Source organism: Streptomyces sp. NPDC047108, assembly GCF_040643575.1.
In the GTDB taxonomy this organism is placed as follows: domain Bacteria; phylum Actinomycetota; class Actinomycetes; order Streptomycetales; family Streptomycetaceae; genus Streptomyces.
On the sequence record NZ_JBEYUP010000010.1, the window covers coordinates 178,855 to 194,701 of the forward strand.

Annotated in this window: 15 protein-coding genes; 4 read left to right on the forward strand and 11 right to left on the reverse strand. The window is 74.0% G+C overall.

Annotated elements, in window-relative coordinates; translation table 11 throughout:
- Positions 1–3: 3 nt before the first annotated feature.
- Positions 4–735 carry a bifunctional DNA primase/polymerase gene (locus ABZ822_RS21225; RefSeq protein WP_360856160.1) on the reverse strand — a complete coding sequence of 244 codons (732 nt, stop codon included), beginning with the start codon at positions 733–735 and terminating at the stop codon, positions 4–6.
- A 151-nt stretch (positions 736–886) separates the two neighbouring features.
- On the opposite strand from ABZ822_RS21225, the gene ABZ822_RS21230 reads away from it, so the two are divergent.
- Positions 887–1,735 carry a glycerophosphodiester phosphodiesterase family protein gene (locus ABZ822_RS21230; RefSeq protein WP_360856163.1) on the forward strand — a complete coding sequence of 283 codons (849 nt, stop codon included), beginning with the start codon at positions 887–889 and terminating at the stop codon, positions 1,733–1,735.
- On the opposite strand, the gene ABZ822_RS21235 is transcribed toward ABZ822_RS21230, so the two are convergent.
- Positions 1,705–2,307, reverse strand: a complete 603-nt coding sequence (locus ABZ822_RS21235) for a TetR/AcrR family transcriptional regulator (protein WP_360856166.1) — start codon at positions 2,305–2,307, stop codon at positions 1,705–1,707. The two genes, ABZ822_RS21230 and ABZ822_RS21235, sit on opposite strands and share 31 nt — an antisense overlap.
- Before the next feature lie 132 nt (positions 2,308–2,439).
- On the opposite strand from ABZ822_RS21235, the gene ABZ822_RS21240 reads away from it, so the two are divergent.
- The 3 genes from ABZ822_RS21240 to ABZ822_RS21250 all read left to right on the forward strand — a co-directional run bounded on the left by ABZ822_RS21240 (position 2,440) and on the right by ABZ822_RS21250 (position 4,432).
- Positions 2,440–2,676 (forward strand): DUF6243 family protein, encoded by a 237-nt coding sequence (locus ABZ822_RS21240; RefSeq protein ID WP_360856169.1) that lies wholly within the window; start codon positions 2,440–2,442, stop codon positions 2,674–2,676.
- 123 nt (positions 2,677–2,799) lie between these two features.
- On the forward strand, positions 2,800–3,612 hold the full coding sequence (gene ddaH, locus ABZ822_RS21245) for a dimethylargininase (protein WP_360856172.1): 813 nt from the start codon (positions 2,800–2,802) through the stop codon (positions 3,610–3,612).
- Between the two features lie 319 nt (positions 3,613–3,931).
- Complete coding sequence (locus ABZ822_RS21250; RefSeq protein WP_360856175.1) at positions 3,932–4,432, forward strand: GNAT family N-acetyltransferase; 501 nt, start codon at positions 3,932–3,934, stop codon at positions 4,430–4,432.
- A 17-nt stretch (positions 4,433–4,449) separates the two neighbouring features.
- Here the strand turns inward: ABZ822_RS21250 and ABZ822_RS21255 are convergent, their stop codons facing one another.
- From ABZ822_RS21255 to ABZ822_RS21295, 9 genes are all read right to left on the reverse strand, one after another.
- Positions 4,450–6,309 carry a ricin-type beta-trefoil lectin domain protein gene (locus ABZ822_RS21255; protein ID WP_360856178.1) on the reverse strand — a complete coding sequence of 620 codons (1,860 nt, stop codon included), beginning with the start codon at positions 6,307–6,309 and terminating at the stop codon, positions 4,450–4,452.
- A 240-nt stretch (positions 6,310–6,549) separates the two neighbouring features.
- A complete protein-coding gene (locus ABZ822_RS21260; RefSeq protein WP_360856181.1) occupies positions 6,550–7,572 on the reverse strand; it encodes a small ribosomal subunit Rsm22 family protein in 1,023 nt (340 codons plus the stop codon).
- A 142-nt stretch (positions 7,573–7,714) separates the two neighbouring features.
- Positions 7,715–8,926, reverse strand: coding sequence for a serine hydrolase domain-containing protein (locus ABZ822_RS21265; RefSeq protein ID WP_360856184.1), 1,212 nt, complete (start codon positions 8,924–8,926; stop codon positions 7,715–7,717).
- The gene (locus ABZ822_RS21270; RefSeq protein WP_360856186.1) at positions 8,896–10,209 is read right to left on the reverse strand and encodes a Bcr/CflA family multidrug efflux MFS transporter; all 1,314 of its coding nucleotides are present in this window, start codon (positions 10,207–10,209) and stop codon (positions 8,896–8,898) included. Before ABZ822_RS21270 ends, ABZ822_RS21265 begins: the two co-directional genes overlap by 31 nt.
- A gap of 129 nt (positions 10,210–10,338) precedes the next feature.
- Complete coding sequence (locus tag ABZ822_RS21275) at positions 10,339–11,145, reverse strand: DeoR/GlpR family DNA-binding transcription regulator (RefSeq protein WP_360856189.1); 807 nt, start codon at positions 11,143–11,145, stop codon at positions 10,339–10,341.
- A gap of 12 nt (positions 11,146–11,157) precedes the next feature.
- Positions 11,158–12,243, reverse strand: a complete 1,086-nt coding sequence (locus tag ABZ822_RS21280) for an NAD(P)-dependent alcohol dehydrogenase (RefSeq protein ID WP_360856193.1) — start codon at positions 12,241–12,243, stop codon at positions 11,158–11,160.
- Between the two features lie 86 nt (positions 12,244–12,329).
- Positions 12,330–13,193, reverse strand: coding sequence for a carbohydrate ABC transporter permease (locus ABZ822_RS21285; protein ID WP_360856196.1), 864 nt, complete (start codon positions 13,191–13,193; stop codon positions 12,330–12,332).
- On the reverse strand, positions 13,190–14,179 hold the full coding sequence (locus tag ABZ822_RS21290; protein WP_360856199.1) for a sugar ABC transporter permease: 990 nt from the start codon (positions 14,177–14,179) through the stop codon (positions 13,190–13,192). Before ABZ822_RS21290 ends, ABZ822_RS21285 begins: the two co-directional genes overlap by 4 nt.
- Position 14,180: 1 nt before the next feature.
- Positions 14,181–15,656 (reverse strand): extracellular solute-binding protein, encoded by a 1,476-nt coding sequence (locus tag ABZ822_RS21295; protein WP_360856202.1) that lies wholly within the window; start codon positions 15,654–15,656, stop codon positions 14,181–14,183.
- Positions 15,657–15,847: the final 191 nt, after the last annotated feature.

A 15,847-nucleotide genomic window follows, 5' to 3' on the forward strand; every position in this document is an offset into this window, starting at 1 on the left:
CGGTCAGTGCCGGAGCGGCCAGGCCGCCGACTCGTGCCCCGCGTCCTCGTCGGCGTACTTCGCGCACGCGTCCGTGAGCGCCTCCAGCAGCGTCAGCGGGTCGGGCAGCGGCAGCTCGGGGCCGCGCAGCCAGGTCACCGAGCCCTCCGACGGGAGACGGGCCGGGGGGACGAGCACATAGCTGCCGCGGCAGTGCCAGCGCAGGCCCGGGTGCTCGTCCATCGTCTCCGGGTGGCAGTCCAGCTCGCACGGCCACCACTCGTCCTCGTCGTCCGGGGTGCCGCGGGTGGCGGTGTAGAACAGCACGCGGCCCTGCGGCCCCTCGCCGCTCACCGCGACCGGGCCCAGCTCCACGCCCTCGGCGTCCAGCCGCTCCAGCGCGCTGTGCCCGGCCTCGGACGGGACGTCGAGGACGTCGTGGTTGATGCCGGTGGCGGTGATGAAGTTGGCCTCGGGTTTCGCCCGCAGCCAGCGGGCGACCTGCTCGGCGTCGGTGGAGGCCTGGGTCTGCCAGGCGAAGGAGACCGGGTGGCGGCCCGGGGTGGGACAGCCGATGCGGTCGCAGGAACAGCCGTAGCCCTCGGGATACGCGGCCTGGGCGAGCGGAAGTCCGGCACCGGCGGCGGCCAGCAGCAGGTCCTCGCGGGCGTCCGCGGCGCTCGCACCCGCAGCCTCGCTCGTACCGCTCCTCGGACGACGGCGCAGCCATGTGGAGAACCTGCTCTGCCGTTGCATGTATCCCCTCACTTCGACCCGTTGCCCGGTCAATGCTGCCACCATCCTCCTCCCCGGGTGACCCGAGTCCTCATCCGGGGTGCCCCGCGACGCCATCCACCTGGCCCCTCATGCGGGGCATGTCCGGAAATACGGACCTAGCGTTGTCTTCATGCTCACAAGGTCACTGCTGGCGGGGGTCCTTTCGATCTCCCTGGCGGGGCCGGTCGTCCCCGTCGACCTCGGTCGACGGGTCGCCGCGGGCCGCCTTCCGCAGATCGTCTACGTGGCCCATCGCGGCGGCGCCCTGGAGGTCCCGGAGAACTCCATGGCCGGGCTGGCGGCCGCGCTGCGCAGCGGGGTCGTCCAGGTGCTCGACTTCGACACCAGGATCCTGCGGGACGGCACGGTCGTGGTGATGCACGACGCGACGCTGGAGCGTACGACCGGGCGGGCGGGGCGGGTGCGGAATCTCACCCGGGGCGAGTGGCGGCGGGTGCGGCTGCGGCCGGGATCGGACCTGCCCGGGCGGTGGCGGCCCGAGCACCCGCCGACGGCGGCCGAGGTCCTGGACCGGTTCGGCGGGCGGACGGTGCTGATGCTGGAGGCCAAGGACCCGGACAGCCTCCCGGGCCTCGCCCGCCTCATCCAGGAGCGCGGGCTGACGGACTCCGTGTTCGTGAACACCAACCGGCCCGCGGTCGCCCGCGAGGCGCACCGGAGGGGGCTCATGGCCCAGCTCTGGCGCTCGGCCCGCCAGATGCGGCACGACCGGCCCGCGGAATGGCGGGATTTCGTGGACCTGCTGGACGTCGACCACGAGGCCCGGGACGAGGACCTGCGGCGCGCGGCCGCCTCCGGCATCCCCCGCGTGTGGGCTCACACGGTGAACACCCCGCGCGACCGCGACCGCGCGCTCCGGCTCGGCTGCAACGGCATCATCACGGACGCGCCGGGCCTGCTGACGTCCGTGCCCGCCCGGGGTGTGCCTCAGCGCGGGGCGATGCCGCGCAGGGTGTAGTCGACGACGGTGTCGGCGTAGGCGTGGGTGAGCGGCAGGGTGCGCTGCAGCCAGCGCTGGGCGAGCGGCCCGACGAGCAGTTCCAGGGCGATGCGCGGCTCGATGTCGTCCGCGACCTGCCCGGCCTTCTGGGCGGCGCGCAGCCGCTTGACGTAGAGCTGGAGTTGCGGTTCGAGGATTCTGGCCACGAACTCGGCTCCGAGTTCGGCGTTGATCGTGCCTTCGGCGGCCAGGGCGCGGTACGGCAGGTCGAACGCGGGGTCGTTCAGCTCGTCCACCGTGGCCCGCAGGACGAGCTTCAGGTCGGCCGCGAGGTCGCCCGTGTCGGGGAGTTCGTACGCGCCCTCGGCGTTGTCGTCGACCAGGGCGACGAAGGCATCGAGGAGGACGGCCGCCTTGGAGGGCCACCAGCGGTAGATCGTCTGCTTGCCGACGCCGGCGCGGGCGGCGATGGCCTCGATGGTGAGCCGGGGATAGCCGACCTCCCCGACGAGGTCGAGGGAGGCGTCGAGGATCGCGCGGCGGGACCGCTCACTGCGGCGGGCCGCGTCGGGGGTACGGGTCTGGGCCATGGCAGGAATCTACCAGCGCGAGGCGAGACGTTTCGTCTTGACAGCGGGCATGCGCCGCCGCATCCTGGTGAGCAACGAACGAGACGGACCGTCTCGTCACGGAGTCGGGCGACGGCGAACCGAGGAGGACTCATGACCCGAGGCGGAACGGGCAATCTGCTGGGCGTCGGCGGCACCCGCGCCAACCTCTCCCGCTCCACCCTGCGCGGCGGCGGCCGGGGCGGCCGCGGACGGGGCGGCGGAGCGGACCCGATGGCCGAAAAGCGGGAACTGCTGCGGAAGTTGAAGGAGGCGAGGGAGCGCGGAGCCGGGCCGGAAGAGGACGGGACCCGGCCGGAGGAACCCCGGGAGAACCGGTCCGGCACCTGATGTTTTCCCGTGTTCCGCGAATCATTTGAACAGTCACTGTGACGAAACGGGCGTCAGGGGGGAACATGTGAGCGCGCGGGCAGCCAGCTTCCGCGCCCCACACCACACCCGTGAGGAGTCTCCTTGCGCCCGACCTTCACTCCCCGCCGGTACTTGATGTGCTCACCCGCGCACTTCAAAGTCACCTACTCCATCAACCCCTGGATGGACCCGTCGAAGCCGGTGGACCTGGCCCTCGCCGTCGCGCAGTGGGAGGACCTGCGCGACCGTTATCGCGCGCTCGGCCACACCGTCGAGGAACTCGAGCCCCGGCCCGACCTGCCGGACATGGTCTACGCCGCCAACGGCGCGACCGTCGTGGACGGCCGGGTGCTCGGCGCGCAGTTCGCGCATCCCCAGCGCGCCGACGAAGCCGCCATCCACCTCGAGTGGTACCGCGCCCACGGTTTCACCGAGATCCTGGAACCCGAGCACATCAACGAGGGCGAGGGCGACTTCGCCGTCACCGAGTCCTGGCTGCTGGCCGGACGCGGCTTCCGCAGCAGCCCGCTCTCCCATCCCGAGGCCCAGGAGTTCTTCGGCCGCCCGGTGATCGGCCTGGAGCTGGTCGATCCGCGCTACTACCACCTGGACACGGCGCTCTGCGCACTCGGCGGCGACGAGGTGATGTACTACCCGGCCGCCTTCTCGGCCGGCAGCCGCGCCGCCCTCGCCAGGCTCTTCCCCGACGCGATCATCGCGGAGGAGTCGGACGCGGCGGCCCTCGGCCTGAACGCGGTCTCCGACGGTCTCCACGTACTCCTGCCCCAGGGCGCCGTGGGGCTGTTCGAGCCGCTGCGGGAGCGGGGGTACGAGCCGATCGGCATCGACCTGTCGGAGCTGCTCAAGGGCGGCGGCAGCGTGAAGTGCTGCACGGCGGAGCTGCGTCCGGCGTAGCGCCGCGCCGGTACGGGCGCGAGGGTCCGTACGCCGGTACGCCCATGCGCCCAGGGCACCCGTGTGCGGGGGCCGCGCCAACGCGGCCCCCGCACACCGCCGTTCACCCGCCCCCAGGTGCCGGGCCCCTCGGGCGGTCCGGCCGCGGGTGTGCGCGTGGGGTCGGACCGGTCCGTCCCGCACGAAAACGGGTCGAACGCCCGGGCGGCCCTCCGTAGGGTCGGTCTTCCGCGGGCCCGGACCGGAGGGCCGCGTCTCACGACCGGATCTGAAGGACCGGCCCGGATCAGAAGGGCCGACAGGGACAAGGACGTACGTCATGGATCTTCTTCCTTTTGCCCCCGCCCATGCTGAAGCGGTGGCGAGCTGGCCCGCGTCGTCGACGGAAGTCACCCTGTGGTGCGGGAGGAGCGAGTTCCCCGTGTCCGAGCAGACGATCTCCGGGTGGCAGCAGGACGACGACGTACAGGCCCACGTGCTCGTCGAGGGCGACCAGCTCCTCGGGTACGGGGAGTTGTGGCTCGACGCGGAGGAGGACGAGGTCGAGCTCGCGCGGATCATCATCGCCCCCGGGGCCCGAGGGAAGGGGCTCGGCCGCGTGCTGGTCGGGCACCTGGCCGAGCGGGCTCTCGGGACCGGCTTCGCCGATGTCTTCCTGCGGGTGCACCCGGACAACGACCGGGCGCTCAGGTGCTACCTGGGGGCCGGGTTCGTGCGGGTCGACCCCGGCCTCGCCGCCGACTGGAACGCCGCTCAGCCGGTCGACTACGTCTGGCTCGAACACGACGGCGGCCGGAGCGGCGGCGAAGAAGCGCCCTAGGTGACCTGACGCGTCGTTCACGCGGCCGATCCGGCGGTCCAGCGCTGCCCGTCCCCGTCCTCGCCCCCGCCCTCGACCGGACGGAGTCCGACCTTGCCGCCGGGTGCCCCGTCCTGCGCCGTCAGCGCGAAGTCCGCGGCGATCAACGGCCGTACGGTGCCGGACGGGTCGGCGGTGAAGACCAGGTTCTGCGGCTCGTCCCCCTCGATGGGGTTGCAGGGCCAGATGCCGACGTTCTCCTCGGTGTCGCCCTGGGCGTCGAGGCAGAAGTCCGGGTCGGCCCGCAGATGGACGAGGCCCTGCTCGTCGATCCGCCACTGCTGCGTGGGCGATCCGCCGCACGGAGCGGTGACCACGTCCGGGCGCTTCTCGAAGTCCGGGGACTCCACATCGAGGCACAGTCCCGAACCGGCGTTCACCAGGGACGCGAACGCGTCGCCCAGTACGGCGGATGCCGTCGCCGAGGGGGAGTTCGGGGCCGTGGGCGTCGGCCTGGGCGTGCGCGTCGCCTGGGTGCGGCTCGGCGTCGGGGTGGCGCGGTCCGGCGGCCTGCTCGTCGTGGCCGTGGGAGCGGGCGGGGACGGCGTACGCGGGGCCGGAACGGCCGGGGGCACCTCACCGCCGAGTCCCTGCGGCGGGCGGTCCTCCGAGTCGGGCATCAGCAGCACGACGGCGCTGATCGCCACCGCGGCCATGGCGACGAGGATGAACGGCAGAGCCCACCGCTCCCCCGCCCCGCCGGTGCGTGCGACGGGAGCGGCGGCCGCGGCCGGAGGGGCGGCGGAACCCATGAGGCCGGGGCGTACGGTCGCGGGGCCGGCGCCGGACTCAGGGCGCGAGCCGGGGCCATGGGGCGAACCGGAGCCGGTACCGGCGAGCGTCCGGGGCGGGCACGCGGCGACGTACTCCGCCCCGCCCCAACCGAGCAGAGCCCCGGCCAGAGCGGTCCGCGGATCCGCGGTGAGCGCGTCGAGTTGCTCGATCGCGCGCACGCAGCGCCGGCACGTGGCGAGATGGGTGTCCAGGTGCGCGTCGCGCTGCCCGCCGCCCTCCTGGGTCGCGGCCTCGATCAGGCGCCCGAACGCGCGGCAGGTCGCGTCCCCGGCATCCCCGGCGTCCTCCGTGTACCGCTCGATGCAGGCCCTGCGCAGGGCGTCCAGCGCCTGGGGCCTCAGCTCGGACACGGACGACTCGGCCCCACCGAGGAACAGCGCCGTACGGGCAGCCGGTTCCTCCTCAACCACCCCGTACCAGAGGACGCCGCGGGTGCGGAGCGCGAGCCCGTCGAAGGCGGCGCGCAGCACCGGTGACGCGTCGGGCGCTGTGCCGTCGCCGGGCCGCCGTCCCGGCCCCTCCGGCCCCTCCGGTCGGTCCGGTCGGTCCGGCCGCTCGAACCAGTCGGCCAGCGCGGGTGCGAGCCGCGCCTCGCGGCCGTCGGCGGCCCAGGCGCCGGCCAACCGCCGTACCAGCACGAGCAGATGGTGCCCCCAGGGCCCGTCCGGGTCGATGCCGCGGCACGTCTCCGCCTCGGCGCGCGCGAAGACCTGGGCGGTGAGGTGCCGGGCGGCCTCCTCGCTTCGGGTGGCCTGCCGGGCGTACGTCAGGACGGCGGGCAGGTGGCGGCGGTGGAGTTCCCGTACGGCGGGGCCGGCCGCGGGCGCGCCCGCCTGGACGCGCCGGGTCAGTTCCGTGTCGGGTGCGCGGGCGACATCCGCTGCCCCGGCCGCGTCAGCATCCCCGGTCGTGCCCGAGGTCCCGGTCGTGCCCGAAGTCCCGGCCGCACCGGCGGGGTTCGGCGTACCGGTGGGGTCGTCCGCGGGCGGTACGGCGTCCCGGCCGGCGGACCGGTCCCCCGGACCCTTCGGTGACTTCGGCACCTTCTCGACTCCTCGTACGTGCTCACAGATGTGCGAGAGCGAGGCGGAAGCCGTTCGTTCCAGCGCGTGCGGGGTCCGCCCGGTGACCGGCCGCCCCACGCCCGGCCCGTGATCGTAGGTGCCTCGTACGGTGCTACGCAACCGATTGCGTCCCTGGGCGGCGCCGCATCATCGGGCAGGCGCCCAGGGCTCGTTGGCGGCACGCGGCAAGGAAGCTGCGGGTTGCCCGGTTCCGGTCCCTCAGGACCAGGTGTCGCCCCACCCCGCGTCACGCGCCGCCCGGTACACCGGGCCCTGGCGCTTGGTCACCGTCGCGCGCCGCAGCCCCTCGTCCGGCGTGCACAGGTCCAGCAGGACCTGGCCCTTGCGCAGTTGGGGACGGCGCACCACGCGGGCCACGCCTCCGGGCACGCTGTCGCGCACCGCGGCCACGTAGCTGAACTTCTCGTCCTCGTACGGCAGTGAGCCGCGCTTGACCTGGCGGTGGAGGGAGGAGCGGCCGACCCGTGCCGCGAAGTGGCACCAGTCAGTGCCCGGTTCGATCGGGCAGGCGTCGTTGTGGGGGCACGGCGCGACGACGCGCAGGCCCGCCGCGAGCAACCGGTCCCGCGCGGCGATGATGCGCGCGTACCCGTCGGGGGTGCCGGGCTCGACCAGCACGACGGCGCGCGCGGCGCGCGCCGCCTCGTCGACCAGGGCCCGGCGGCCGTCCTCGGCCAGCTCCTTCAGGACGTACGAGACGGTGACCAGGTCCGTGCCGTCCGGCAGGGCCAGTCCGTCGCCGATCGCCGCGCGGCGCCACGTCGCCGAGCGCAGGACGGGCAGGCCGGAGTCCGCCGCGAGTTCGCGACCGACGGCGAGCGCCGGCTCGGCCCAGTCCAGCACCGTCGTCGGCCGGTCGTGCGGTCCTGGCCACACCTCGGCGACGGCCCAGACCGCCGCGCCGGTGCCGCCGCCCACGTCCACGTGGTGCGCCGGGGTCCAGTCGGGCAGCCGCTCGCGGAACGCGGTCAGGGCGGCGGTCACGGCCCCGAAGGTCGCGGGCATCCGGTACGCGGCATAGGCGGCGACGTCGGAGCGGTCGCGCAGTACAGGCGCGTCCGTGGGGGTGCTCCCCCGGTAGTTGGCGATCAGCCGCTCCACGGCCTGCGCGGCCTGGCGCGGAGGCAGCCCGTCGAGCAGCCGCGCGAGAGCGCTCCGCAGAGCGTCGGCGCGGTCGGGCGGTGTTCCGGTGCCCGGACGGGCTGACTGGGGGGAGTGCACGGCCCCGATTCTAGGTCGTCGGCCCTGCCCCCGGCCCTCCTGACCGTCACCCCATGGGCAGGCGCTCCAGGACCGGCGCCTCCCCGCGCGCTCCCGCCGGACGCCGCCGCCCGGCGCTCATGACCACCGGTACGGCCCGCCCTCAGCTCTCCCCGGGCTCCGCCGCCCGCACCGCCCGGGCCAGCCGCGTCGCGGCGGCGGCCCGCGGACGGCTGTCGGCCGGGCGGCGGCGCGGATGGACGGTGGTGGCGAGCAGGACGAGGAAGGTGTCGGTGGCCCGGTCCAGGACCAGGCTCGTGCCCGTGAAGCCGGTGTGCCCGGCGGCCCCCCGCCCGGCCAACTCGCCCATGAACCACGGCTGATCGGTCCCGAAGCCGAGCCCCGGCGGATCCAGCAGCGCGGCCGCCGACTCCGCCGCGAGGACGCGCTCGCCGCCGTACGTGCCGCCGTCCAGCAGGGTGCGGCACAGCACGGCCAGGTCACCGGCCGTGGAGAAGAGCCCGGCGTGCCCGGCGACTCCGCCGAGCGCGTACGCGTTCTCGTCGTGCACCTCGCCACGCAGCATGCCGCGGTCGAGCTTGGCCCACGGGCGGCGCTGGTCCTCGGTGGCGGCCACGTCGTCCACGCGCGCGAGTGGCCCGAACCCGGTCGCCGTCATGCCCAGCGGGCCGGTGACGCCGTCCCGTACGAGGGCGTCCAGCCGCCGGCCCGCCACCTGCTCGAGCACCGCTTGCAGGGCGATCAGGTTGAGGTCGGAGTAGAGGTGTGCGGTGCCGGGTGGCGTGACGGGCTCCTCCTCCCACAGCGGGGCGTACCGGTCCGCGCTGTCCTCCCGCTCGTAGAAGGGCAGTTCGGGCCGGAGGCCGGAGGTGTGGGTGAGGAGCTGCCGGACGGTGACGGCGGCCTTCCCCGCGGCGCCGAAGGCGGGGACGTACGCGGCGGCGGGCCGGTCCAGGTCGAGGGCGCCCCGCTCCGCCTGCTGCACGGCGACCATCGCGGTGAAGAGCTTCGTCAGCGAGGCGAGGTCGAAGCGGGTACCGGTGCGCATCGGCACCTTCACCGCTCCCCCCGGCACGGCCGCGCCGCCGGGGTCCGGGAGCTCGGCGCCCCGGCCGTTCCCTTCGTCGTACGCCGCATACCGCACCGCCCAGCCCGCCGCCTCCCGGACGGCAACGACCGGCCCGCGCCCGGCGAGGACCACCGCTCCCGCGCACCAGGGGTCCGCGCCCTGGGTCAGCCCCCGGACGTCGCGCACGAGCAGGTCCAGCTCGGCGGCGTCGAGCCCGGCCTCCGCCGGGGTTCCGGCGCGCAAGCCGGGGGCGGTCAGCCGGTCGTGCGGTCCGCGTGCCTCCATGGACGGCACAGTCCCAGGAAACAGGCCACGGCCGCCAGCGCACACACCAGCTGGACCAGGGCCATCGGCCAGGCCGTGTGCTCGCCCGCGACGCCGACGAGCGGCGAGGCGACGGCCCCGACGAGGAACGCGGCGGTGCCCAGCAGCGCGGAGCCCGAACCGGCGGCATGCGGCGTGCGGGTCAGGGCCAGCGCGTTGGTGTTGGGCAGTACGAGGCCCATCGCCGACATCAGCACGAACAGCCCGGCCGCGATCGGCGCGAGCCCCACCCTCCCGAGGGCGCCGGAGGCCATGAGCAGCAGCGCGACCGCCGCCGCGGTGATGACGGCGAGGCCGGTGGCGAGGGTCTTGTCGAGGTCGACCCGGCCCGCCAGGACCTTGCCGTTGAGCTGGCCGGCGCCGACGAGCCCGATCGAGTTGAGCCCGAAGAGCAGGCCGTACGTCTGCGGGGACGCGCCGTAGATCTCCTGGACGACGAAGGGCGAGGCGGAGATGTACGCGAAGAGCACGGCGAAGGCGAAGCCGCCCGCCAGCATGTAGCCGGTGAAGACCCGGTCGGCCAGCAGCCCGCGCATCATGCGGAGCGTCTCGCCCAGTCCGCCGCTGTGGCGCCGCTCGGGCGGCAGGGTCTCCTCCAGCCACCGGGCGGTGACGAGGGTCAGCAGCGCGCCGACGCCGGTGAGCACGTAGAACACCCCGCGCCAGTCGGTGACGCGCAGCACCTGGCCACCGATGAGCGGGGCGACGACCGGGGCCACGCCGGAGACCAGCATCAGGGTGGAGAAGAAGCGGGCCATGGCCACGCCGTCGTACAGGTCGCGCACGATCGCCCGGGCGATCACCAGCCCGGCCGCGCCCGCCAGGCCCTGGGCCAGCCGGAAGGCGATGAGCAGCCCGGCGGTGGGGGCGAAGGCGCAAAGCGCGGTGGCGACGACGTAGAGGGCCATCCCGGCGACGAGGGGACGGCGACGGCCCCAGCGGTCGCTCATCGGGCCGACGACGAGCTGGCCCAGCGCCATGCCGGCCAGGCAGGCGGTGAGGGTGAGCTGAACGGTCGCGGCGGGGCTGTGGAGGGACTCGGTGACCTGCGGCAGCGCCGGGAGGTACATGTCCATCGACAGCGGCGGCATCGCGGTGAGGCCGCCGAGCATGAGGATGACGAGCAGTCCGGCGCGGCGGGCGGAGGCGGGGTGCGCGGGGGCGGCCGTGGCGCCGGACGGGCCGGAACGGCGCGGGGTGGGGACTGGTATCTGTTCCGGTCTGATCGGGCCGGTGTCCGGCATGCGCCCCTCCGTCTCGTCGAATCCCACTCATGCTCTCAGCACGCGGCGCGGACGGGACGGTCGAGGTGGGCCGGACGGCGGGGTCGGGGCGACGGGCGGAAGCGCAGGGCGTGCCCTCCGTGCGCCTGGCTACGTCCCCGGCTCCCCCGGATCGACCGTCTCCACCGGGATCCCGAGAGCGCGGACGGCCGCGATCTCCTCCTCCGGGGTACCGGTGTCCGTGATGACCGCCTCGTACGCGGCGGCCGTGCCGTAGGCGTACGTGGCCGTCTTGCCGAACTTGGAGTGGTCCACGAGGAGGAGCGCGCGGTCGGCCGACGCCAGCATGGCCTCCTTGACCTCCGCGTACTCCCGGAGCGGATGGAAGAGGCGGCCCTCCAGGACGGCCGTCGCCGACATCAGGGCGACGTCGGCGTGGATACGGGCCAGGCCGCGGCCGACCTCGGGCCCCGTGCAGGAGCTGAACTCGCCGTGATAGCGCCCGCCCAGGAGGGTGACGTCCACCCCGGGGGAGGACCCGAAGCGCTGGGCGAGGCCGATCGAGTTGGTGACGACGGCGAGCCCGCCGCGCCGGGCCAGGGCGTCGGCCAGCGGGTAGAGAGTGGTGGAGTCGTCCATGAGGACGGTGCTCCCGGGGGCGATCCGGCGCGCGGCGGCGGCGCACAGGGCCGTCTTCGCCGCGACGCCGGTGCCCTCTCGGAAGCGGGTGGCGGTCTCCATGGTCAGGGCGGGGAAGGCGACCGCGCGTCCGCGCTCCTTGCGCAGCAGATGTCTGCCGGCCAGGTCGTCGAGGTCGCGGTGCATGGTCATCAGGCTGACGTCGAACCGGGAGGCGAGGTCGTCGATGCGGGTCTCGCCGTGCTCGGCGACGTACCGCAGGACGGCCTGCCGCCGCTGCTCGACCGCTGCCTGCGACAGCCGTGCCTTGGCGGGCACGCGGTCCCCTTTCTACTCCCTGCCCCCGTCCGGCCGGTTGAGCTGCGGACGGACGAGAGGCTTGATCGCGGTCCGGTCGCGGGCGCTCACGGTCAGCGCCTGCTCGGCCTCCTCCAGGCCGTAGCGGTGGGTCGCCAGCCGGTCGAGCTCCACCTCCCCGGACGCGGCGAGCGCGATGGCCGTGGGCCAGGTGTTGGCGTACCGGAAGGTGCCCGTGACGGTGATCTCGAAGTTTTGCACATGGGCCAGGGGCAGGGGGACGGAGTCTCCGCCCATGCCGACGAGCACCGCGTGCCCGGCGCGTCCGACCGTCCGTACGGCCTCGTCGGCGACCGCGGGGACACCCGAGCACTCCAGGAGCACATCCGGCTCGAAGCCGGTGTCGGCCGGCCGGGTCGTGCGGGCGTCGACCGTGGCGGTCGCGCCGAGCCTGCGGGCGGCCTCCAGCCGGTGGGGTTCGATGTCGGTCACGACGACCTCGGCGGCGCCGAAGGCCCGCGCCGTCTGCGCCGCGACCAGGCCGATCGGCCCGGCGCCGGTGACCAGGACACGGGAGCCGGTGGTGACCGCGCCCTTGCGGCAGGCCCAGACGCCGACGGACAGCGGCTCGAGCAGCGCGGCGGCCACCGGGCTCAGCGAATCCGGTACGGGATGGGCGAAGTCCTCGTCGACGGCGAGGTATTCACACAGGGCGCCGTCGACGGGCGGGGTCGCGTAGAAGGACACGTCGGGGCAGAGGTTGTAGCGGCCCCGGCGGCACTGGTCGCACCGCCCGCAGGGCACGCCCGGTTCGATCGAGACGAGCCGGCCGGGCTCGTGGCGGGTCGCCCCCGGCCCGAGGGCGACGACCGTGCCGCTCGGCTCGTGGCCCAGCACCATGGGGGCGCGGACGACGAAGTCGCCGATCCTGCCGTGCTCGTAGTAGTGCACGTCGGAGCCGCAGATGCCGACCGCCTCGACGCGTACGAGGACCTGGCCGGGGCCCGGCTCCGGCACCGGGCGCTCCTCGACGACGAGTTCGCGGGGTGCTCGGAGGACCGCGGCGCGCATGGAGTCGGGTCGGCGGTCGGGCAGCGGTGCGACGGGCGCGGCGGGCATCCGGCCATGCGATACCCGGGCGGCGGAGCCGCCGCGGGCCGGGGCGGGGACGGGGGTGCGGTCGGGGGCGGAGGGGTGGTCGGCGGTCATTCTCCGGTCACGGCTCCCATGGTCAGGCCGGTGACGAGCCACCGGCGTACGGCAAGGCCGACGAGCATCATCGGGACCACCACGACGGTGCCGATGGCGGTGAGTTGTCCCCAGTCGATGCCGGTCTGGGTGACGAGCTGCCCCGCGGCGAGCGGCAAGGTCTGGGTGTGCGGCCCGCTGAGCACCAGCGCGAAGGCGTAGTCGTTCCAGGAGAAGACCAGGCACAGCACGAAGGTGGTGACGAGCCCTGGGCGGGTCAGCGGCAGCACGACATGGCGGAAGGCCTGCCAGCGCGTGCATCCGGCGACTTGCGCCGACTCCTCCAGGGACGGCGGGACTTGGGCGAAGAAGGCGTTCAGCAGCCAGATGGCGAACGGCAGGTTGAAGCTCAGATAGGCCAGCACCAGGCCGGGCAGGGTGTCGATCAGTCCGAGGAAGCGGAAGACCAGGAAGATCGGCAGGACGACGGCCGCGGCGGGAGCCATCCGCGTGGAGATGATCCAGAACGACAGATGCCGCTTGCCGCGCATCGGGGTGCGGGCCAGACCGTAGCCGGTGAGCGCGCCCAGGGCCGTGGCCAGCAGCGCGGACAGGCCCGCGGCGACCACGCTGTTGCTCAGATACGGCCACAGGTTGTTGGAACCGCCGAAGAGGTTCCGGTAGTTGTCGAGGGTCGGGCCGAACCACACGTCGGGCGTGGGGGCCGTGACCTCGCCCGCGGGCTTCACGGACGACAGCGCCATCCAGCCCAGCGGGACGAGCGTCCACACCAGCGCGACGGCGACCAGGACGCGGACGAGGATGCGGGAGACGCGGGTGCCGCGCTGCAGCGGCGCCGCGCCCGGAGCGGTGGACGTCATACGGCCGGCCCCTTCCGGTCGAGGAGAGTCACGAACCAGCGGGCCACGACGGTGGTGACGGCCAGCATGAGCAGACCGGTCACGGCGGCGTAGCCGAAGTCGAAGAAGCGGAAGGCGGTTTCGTAGAGCTGGACGGACGCGGTCTTGGTGGCGTTCGCCGGACCGCCGCCCGTGGTGTTCCAGATGATGTCGAAGTAGCGCAGCGCGTCCATGGAGCGGATGAGCAGCGCCACCAGCAGTACGGGGGCGACGCACGGCAGCACGATGTGGCGCAGCGTCCGCAGCATCCCGGCACCGTCGAGCGCCGCCGCCTCCAGCAGCCCGGCGGGTACGGAGGTGAGTCCGGCCAGCGCGATCAGCGCGACGAGCGGGGTCCACTCCCAGATGTCCATCAGGGTCACGGCGGCGAACGCCGTGGTGGAGTCGGCCATCACGTCGCCGTGGTAGCCGAGTTGGCGCAGGCCCCAGGCGTAGAGCCCGAAGGTGGAGTCGGTGAGGAAGCGGCCGAGGAGGCCGACGATGACGGGGGCCACGAACATCGGGAGCAGCAGCAGGCTCAGGGCGGCGTTGCGGCCGCCGCGCAGCCGCCACAGGCAGATGGCCAGCGCCGTGCCGAGCACCATCTCTCCGCCGACGGTGAGCGTGAAGTAGACGGCGGTGCGCAGCCACGCCCAGGCGGTGTCGGGATCGGTGAACAGCCGGGTCCAGTTGGTGACGCCGACGCCGTCCAGGCGCAGCCCGCCCAGCAGATGGACGCGCGCGAAGCTCATGGCCACGACGGCGGCGAACGGCAACACGGAGACGGCGGCGAGGACGAGCAGGCCAGGGGACATCAGACGGCCGGTGAACCCGGGGACGGGAATCCGAGTGCGGCGGCCGGCGCCTCCGGGGCCGGTGCGGGGCGAACGGGGCGCCGGGACCGTACGGTTCGGGCCGTCCTGGTGGGCGCCGTCCTTCCGGTGGGCGGGGGTCAGGGATGCGGGCACGTCAGTTCACCCACCCTCGGGCGACGATGCGGTCGATGCGGTCGGCGGCGGCCCGCATCGCCGCGGACGGCGAGGCGTCTCCGGCGAGCATCCGGGAGACCTCGGTGAAGAGGGCGGTGTCGCACTCGCCCCACATCGGGATCTTGGGGCGCAGCCCGATGTTCCCGGGCTTCCAGGTCTCCCGGACGGCGTCGGAGCTGAGCATGTTGGGCATCTTCGACGGCCGCTTCCTGGCGTCGGCGACCTGCGGCTTGTCGTACACGGACGTACGGGTCGGGGTGCCGCCGCCGACCTTGCTCGCCAGGCCCCCGACCTGGGTCCGGGGCGCGGTGGCCCAGGCGAGGAACAGCCAGGCGGCCTTCTGCCGGCCGCGCGGGACGATGTCGGAGACGGCGATGCCGGTACCGCCGTACATCCCGGCGGCGCGCGCCGGCCCCTTCGGCAGCCGAGCGTAGCCGACCTTGCCGGGCATGGCCTGCTCGTTGGCGGCCGCGTACTCGTGCCAGTTCGGGCACATCGCGAACCGTCCGGAGCGGAAGGCGGAGCCGACGCCGTCCCAGTCCCAGGTGCGGGAGGCGGGGTCGGCCACGGAGAGCAGCCGCTGGTAGAACTCGGCGCCCGCGACGGCCTGTTCGGAGCGCAGGCGTGACCGGCCGGGGTCGGTGGTGCCCAGGCGGCCCACGGCCGGTCCGTCGTCGAAGTAGTCGCCGCCGTACGCCCAGAGCAGGTTGGAGAAGTCGCACATCAGCGAGTCGTGCTGCTTGGCCTGGTGCCCGGTGCCGTACGGGACGTCGTCGGTGCGGTCGTTGAACCAGCGGGCGATCGCGTAGTACTGCTCCCAGGTCGAGTCGGCGGACGGCATCGGGTCGAAGCCGAGGTCGTCCGCCATCCGGTCCCGGTGCTTCTCGAAGAGGTCGGCGCGGTACTGCCACACCATGGTCGGGCAGTCGTAGGGCAGCGCGAGGATCTTGTCGCCGTCCCGGAAGCGGCCTGCCGCGTCGAGGTGGCTGGGGATGAAGTCGCCGAACCCGCCGGGAAGCCGCGGCAGCGCGGGGTCCTCCTGGAACGCGCGCAGATCGGCGAAGGCGGGGGCGTACGGGGCGAGGACGAGGTACGGGTCGGCGTAGACCACGTCGTACTCGCCGTTGCCGGACGCGAAGTCGAGGGCGACCTTCTGCGCCAGGGCGGACAGCTCCAGCGTGACGATGTTGACGCGGATGCCGGTCAGCTCGGTGAAGGGCGCGAGGTCGGCGGCGATGGCCGCCGTGGGGGCGGTGTTCTCCGAGATGAAGTTCAGGGTGGTGCCGGCGTACCGGCGCCAGGGCCCGGCGTCGGCGTCGGCGACCACGTCGGGCCGCCCGCCGCAGGCGGCGAGCAGCCCCGCGGCCCCGGCGCCGGCGGCACCGCGCAGAACGGAGCGGCGACTCGGCGGCGGCGCCGGTGGTCGTGCGGGGAAGGGCGGGGAGCGGAAGGGCATAGCGGTGCGGTCCTTGGAGTCGGCGGACGCGAACTCTGGCGGGCCACATTGTTAGCAGAAGACGGCGCCGTTGTTAACACATCTTGCGATAACTTCTCAGAGAAGTGTGGGGTGGCAACCGGTCGCGCGCGAGGAGGGCGGGCAGCCGACCGGAAATCCCCGCACCACCTACCGGTGCGCGGCGAGCCTCG

What these genes read in the sequence shown, in the direction of transcription:
- ABZ822_RS21240 (WP_360856169.1), top strand. Translation starts at nt 2,440, where the DNA reads ATGACCCGAGGCGGAACGGGCAATCTGCTGGGCGTCGGCGGCACCCGC.
- ABZ822_RS21230 (WP_360856163.1), top strand. Translation starts at nt 887, where the DNA reads ATGCTCACAAGGTCACTGCTGGCGGGGGTCCTTTCGATCTCCCTGGCG.
- ABZ822_RS21280 (WP_360856193.1), bottom strand. Translation starts at nt 12,243, where the DNA reads ATGCCCGCCGCGCCCGTCGCACCGCTGCCCGACCGCCGACCCGACTCC.
- ABZ822_RS21225 (WP_360856160.1), bottom strand. Translation starts at nt 735, where the DNA reads ATGCAACGGCAGAGCAGGTTCTCCACATGGCTGCGCCGTCGTCCGAGG.
- ABZ822_RS21235 (WP_360856166.1), bottom strand. Translation starts at nt 2,307, where the DNA reads ATGGCCCAGACCCGTACCCCCGACGCGGCCCGCCGCAGTGAGCGGTCC.
- ABZ822_RS21270 (WP_360856186.1), bottom strand. Translation starts at nt 10,209, where the DNA reads ATGCCGGACACCGGCCCGATCAGACCGGAACAGATACCAGTCCCCACC.
- ABZ822_RS21295 (WP_360856202.1), bottom strand. Translation starts at nt 15,656, where the DNA reads ATGCCCTTCCGCTCCCCGCCCTTCCCCGCACGACCACCGGCGCCGCCG.
- ABZ822_RS21250 (WP_360856175.1), top strand. Translation starts at nt 3,932, where the DNA reads ATGGATCTTCTTCCTTTTGCCCCCGCCCATGCTGAAGCGGTGGCGAGC.
- ABZ822_RS21285 (WP_360856196.1), bottom strand. Translation starts at nt 13,193, where the DNA reads ATGACGTCCACCGCTCCGGGCGCGGCGCCGCTGCAGCGCGGCACCCGC.
- ABZ822_RS21265 (WP_360856184.1), bottom strand. Translation starts at nt 8,926, where the DNA reads ATGGAGGCACGCGGACCGCACGACCGGCTGACCGCCCCCGGCTTGCGC.